This window comes from Burkholderia sp. AU45251 (genome assembly GCF_030482905.1).
In the GTDB taxonomy this organism is placed as follows: domain Bacteria; phylum Pseudomonadota; class Gammaproteobacteria; order Burkholderiales; family Burkholderiaceae; genus Burkholderia; species Burkholderia aenigmatica.
On sequence record NZ_JAUJQH010000061.1, the window covers coordinates 1 to 3,858 of the forward strand.

General features: G+C 62.2%; 6 protein-coding genes and 1 rRNA gene. 2 read left to right on the top strand and 5 right to left on the bottom strand.

The genetic code is table 11. The features are described from left to right. A partial coding sequence (locus QZM67_RS39665) for an SDR family NAD(P)-dependent oxidoreductase (protein WP_131932302.1) occupies positions 1 to 145 on the bottom strand: 145 nt, incomplete at its 3' end. Between the two features lie 164 nt (positions 146 to 309). Between QZM67_RS39665 and QZM67_RS39670 the strand changes: the two genes are divergently transcribed. Both QZM67_RS39670 and QZM67_RS39675 read left to right on the top strand, forming a co-directional pair. After that, entirely contained in the window at positions 310 to 1,281 is a 972-nt protein-coding gene (locus QZM67_RS39670) for an aldo/keto reductase (RefSeq protein WP_301811892.1), read from the top strand. A 112-nt stretch (positions 1,282 to 1,393) separates the two neighbouring features. Then, on the top strand, positions 1,394 to 2,239 hold the full coding sequence (locus tag QZM67_RS39675; RefSeq protein ID WP_175026439.1) for a 23S rRNA (adenine(2030)-N(6))-methyltransferase RlmJ: 846 nt from the start codon (positions 1,394 to 1,396) through the stop codon (positions 2,237 to 2,239). Between the two features lie 21 nt (positions 2,240 to 2,260). Here the strand turns inward: QZM67_RS39675 and QZM67_RS39680 are convergent, their stop codons facing one another. The 4 genes from QZM67_RS39680 to rrf form a co-directional block, all read right to left on the bottom strand. Then, positions 2,261 to 2,629 (bottom strand): hypothetical protein, encoded by a 369-nt coding sequence (locus tag QZM67_RS39680; protein WP_175026438.1) that lies wholly within the window; start codon positions 2,627 to 2,629, stop codon positions 2,261 to 2,263. Between the two features lie 114 nt (positions 2,630 to 2,743). Then, entirely contained in the window at positions 2,744 to 2,890 is a 147-nt protein-coding gene (locus tag QZM67_RS39685; RefSeq protein WP_006478295.1) for a DUF3563 family protein, read from the bottom strand. Between the two features lie 215 nt (positions 2,891 to 3,105). Further along, entirely contained in the window at positions 3,106 to 3,510 is a 405-nt protein-coding gene (gene cueR, locus QZM67_RS39690) for a Cu(I)-responsive transcriptional regulator (protein ID WP_043188775.1), read from the bottom strand. 251 nt (positions 3,511 to 3,761) lie between these two features. Further along, positions 3,762 to 3,858, bottom strand: a 5S ribosomal RNA gene (gene rrf, locus QZM67_RS39695); the annotation flags it as partial.

Below are 3,858 nucleotides of genomic sequence, written 5' to 3' on the forward strand. Positions count from 1 at the left end.
CGGCGACCGCGTTCGCGCCGTCCTGGTTCAGGTCGGCGATCGCGACCGCCGCGCCCGCCTTCGCGAGCTCGAGTGCGATTTCCTTGCCGATGCCGCTCGCGGCGCCCGTGACGACTGCGGTCTTGCCGCTCAGATCTGCTGCCATGTCCATCTCCTCCCGTTGTCGGATCGATAAAACAAGCGCCCGCCGCATCCGCTACCGTCGCGCGATCGCACCGGCGGGCCAGCCGTCATTGTGCACGATCGGCCCCGCCGTTCGCGCGCAAAACGTCTAAGCTTAAGGTCGGTTCTGTCAAGCAGGTGATTCGCATGCACTATCGACGGCTAGGCCGCTCCGGCCTGCAGATCAGCGAGCTTTCGCTCGGTTCGTGGGTGACGTACGGCAACCAGGTCGACCAGCGGGTCGCGCGCGAATGCCTGGCTGCGGCGCGCGACGCGGGTGTCAATTTCTTCGACAACGCCGAGGTCTACGCCGGCGGCAAGTCCGAGGAAATCATGGGCCACGCGCTCAAGTCGCTCGACTGGCCACGCGTCAGCTACATCGTGTCCACGAAGTTCTTCTGGGGGCTCGCCGAAGCGCCGAACCAGTATCACACGCTGAACCGGAAATACCTGCTGAACGCCATCGACGGCTCGCTGCGCCGGCTGCAACTCGACTATGTCGACCTCGTCTATTGCCATCGCCCCGATCCGAACACGCCGATCGAGGAAACCGTCTGGGCAATGAGCGACATGATCGTCCGCGGCAAGGCGCTGTACTGGGGCACGTCGGAATGGCGCGCCGACGAGATCCGGGCCGCGTGCGAAATCGCCGAACGGCATCACCTTCACAAGCCGGTCGTCGAGCAGCCGCAGTACAACCTGTTCCACCGCACGCGAGTCGAACAGGAATATGCGCGGCTGTACGACGACTACGGTCTCGGCCTCACGACATGGAGCCCGCTGGCATCTGGCCTGCTCACCGGCAAGTACCGTAACGGCGTGCCGCCCGGCAGCCGCGCGCAGTTGCAGGGTTACGACTGGATGCGCGACCGCCTGACCGATCAGGCCGCCAACGACATCGTCGAACGGCTCGGCGGAATCGCAGCCGAGCTCGGCTGCAGCACGGGCCAGCTTGCGATCGCATGGGTGCTCGCGAATCCGCGCGTGAGTTCGGTCATCACCGGCGCGTCGCGGATCGAGCAGATCGGCGACAACATGCGCGCACTCGACGTTGCCGCGAAGCTGACGCCGGATGTGAAGCAACGCATCGAGGTGGTGGTCGGCGATGCGTACGAATAAGGCGATGCCCGGCCACTCGCGTACAATACGCGGCCCGCATCGGCGCCCGGCCTGACGGCCGCGCACGATCGACCGCTTTCATCGATTCACCTTTCGTTTCAGGCAGCCCGCCATGCTCAGTTATCGTCACGGTTTTCACGCCGGCAACCACGCGGACGTGCTCAAGCACGCCGTCGTCGTCCAGTTGCTGCGCTACCTGAACAAGAAAGACAAGTCCTACTGGTACATCGACACGCATGCAGGTGCCGGCGTGTACTCGCTGCGCGACGGCTACGCGGCGAAGACGTCGGAATTCGACACCGGGATCGGCCGGCTGTGGAACGAAAAGAACCTGCCGGAAGCGCTGGGCGACTATATCGATGAAGTCCGCGCGCTGAACGACGACGGTGAACTGCGCTTCTACCCGGGTTCCCCGTACATCGCATGGCGATCGATGCGCGAGCAGGACCGCATGCGCCTGTTCGAAATGCACACGACGGAAATCGACGTGCTGCGCCACAATTTCCGCGACGCGGGGCGACGCGCGATGATCTTTGCCGGCGACGGCTTCGAAGGCGTCAAGGCACTGCTGCCGCCGCCGCCGCGACGCGCACTCGTGCTGATCGACCCGTCCTACGAGGACAAGAAGGACTACGCGCGTACGGTGACTTGCGTGACGGAGTGCCTGAAGCGCTTCGCGACGGGCTGCTATGCAATCTGGTACCCGCAGGTCACCCGGACGGAATCGCAGCGTTTTCCCGAGCAGTTGAAGCGCCTGCAACCGAACAACTGGCTGCACCTGACGCTGACGGTGTCGAATCCGCCGACTGACGGGCTGGGCCTCTACGGCAGCGGGATGTTCATTCTGAATCCGCCGTATACGCTCGCGCAGAGCATGAACGAGGCGCTGCCCTATCTGGTCGAGATGCTGGGACAGGACAGCGGCGCCCGCTGCCAGATCGAGCACCGCGGCAACTGAACGGGAGACCGAGACCGCGCGCTACGGCTGCGGTCTCGGCGCGAGCCTTGGCTGGTTGGCTGGCTGTCCACCCCACGCGGGGACATTGATATACGGCGCGACGAACAACGGAACCGACGTGTTCGGCGCCTGCCCGGCCGGCGCCCGCATGCCTGCCGGCTCGACGATCGGCTCGGAAGACAACGGTGCCGTCTGCAGTACCAGTCCGCCCTTACCGTCCTGAATACCGCGTTGCGTATCGAGAATCAGCGGTTTGGACGATGTCGCGGCAGCAGCTGCGAGTCCATGGACAAGCACCGCCGCGCCCAGAACGAGACGCGCGCGGGCACTTCGACGCACATCGAGACGCAAACGCATGATCGTGTCCTTCAGGATGAAAAGCAGGTGCATACCATAGCGCTGCACTGACGATTGCGCCAGATCCGGTGCACAAAAAAACAAAGCCCCGTCAATACGGGGCTTGCTTATCGTTCGGTGCCACGTGGCACCTGACGGTGACTCCGATTACAGCGAGTAGCCGTTGGTTTCCAGCGAGCGGATGCGGCTCTCGAGCTGGACGATGTCCGACGACGTGGCGAGGTAAGCCTCGCGGCGTTCACGTTCTGCGGATTCAAACCAGTTGCTCAGCTTTTCGACGATGTAGGCGATCATGACATTCTCCAAGGAAGGGGGACCCCTGGTGAATCGGTGTTCAGGGATTTCCCGTATAGGGTTATCCCGAATTATAGCGATGCCGCACCAAGATGCTAGTGAAATACTTGCATGGAAGTCATTCCCAATCGGAATGGATGACCGTCGATCTTTCGTAACCCATTGATTTTTATAAAAACCGAATCGCGACCTCTTTCGGCCCTCGAGTGCGCGCACTAATTTGGTTCACCGACGGGGTCGGACAGACGCGCCAAAATCGGGCATTCGGGCCGCCCGTCACCATGACAGTGCGCGGCGAGATCGGCCAATGTGTTGCGCATGTCGCTCAATTCCGCGATGCGCTTGTCGAGTTCGGCCACGTGCTCGAGGGCAATCGACTTCACTTCGGCGCTCGCGCGGGAACGGTCTTGCCAAAGCATCAGCAGCTTGCGGATGTCCTCGACGAGAAAGCCAAGGCGTCTCGCCTGGCGGATGAAGCGCAGGATATGGATTTCGTCCGCACCGTAGATCCGGTAGCCGGCATCGGTCCGCTTGCTCGGCGCCAGCAGGCCGACCTGTTCGTAGTACCGGATCATTTTTGCGCTGACTCCGGATTCACGCGATGCATCGCCGATATTCATTCCCGACCTCTCCATCAAGCCCTTGTTTCGAACATGAACGTCGACGAGTGCAATCGCCGACGACACTTCGATCGTATCAAATCGTTCGGTTTCGTTCCGGGATAAGGCTTGGCGGCTGGAGGCAGTTGAATGACCTGGCGTGCGGGCCAGAGGGAGGTGATGAATGAAGCGCGCTACCCCACCCCGCACGCATTTCCGTCGCTCAAATGCAAAAACCCCCACCTTTCGGGCGGGGGTTCTTGGCTTAGGGAGCCTGACGATTACCTACTTTCACACGGGAATCCGCACTATCATCGGCGTAGAGTCGTTTCACGGTCCTGTTCGGGATGGGAAGGGGTGGGACCGACT

Bases quoted from the DNA above. Each gene is read 5' to 3' on its own strand.
- QZM67_RS39670 (WP_301811892.1), top strand. From the start codon at position 310: ATGCACTATCGACGGCTAGGCCGCTCCGGCCTGCAGATCAGCGAGCTT.
- QZM67_RS39675 (WP_175026439.1), top strand. From the start codon at position 1,394: ATGCTCAGTTATCGTCACGGTTTTCACGCCGGCAACCACGCGGACGTG.
- QZM67_RS39680 (WP_175026438.1), bottom strand. From the start codon at position 2,629: ATGCACCTGCTTTTCATCCTGAAGGACACGATCATGCGTTTGCGTCTC.
- QZM67_RS39685 (WP_006478295.1), bottom strand. From the start codon at position 2,890: ATGATCGCCTACATCGTCGAAAAGCTGAGCAACTGGTTTGAATCCGCA.
- cueR (WP_043188775.1), bottom strand. From the start codon at position 3,510: ATGAATATCGGCGATGCATCGCGTGAATCCGGAGTCAGCGCAAAAATG.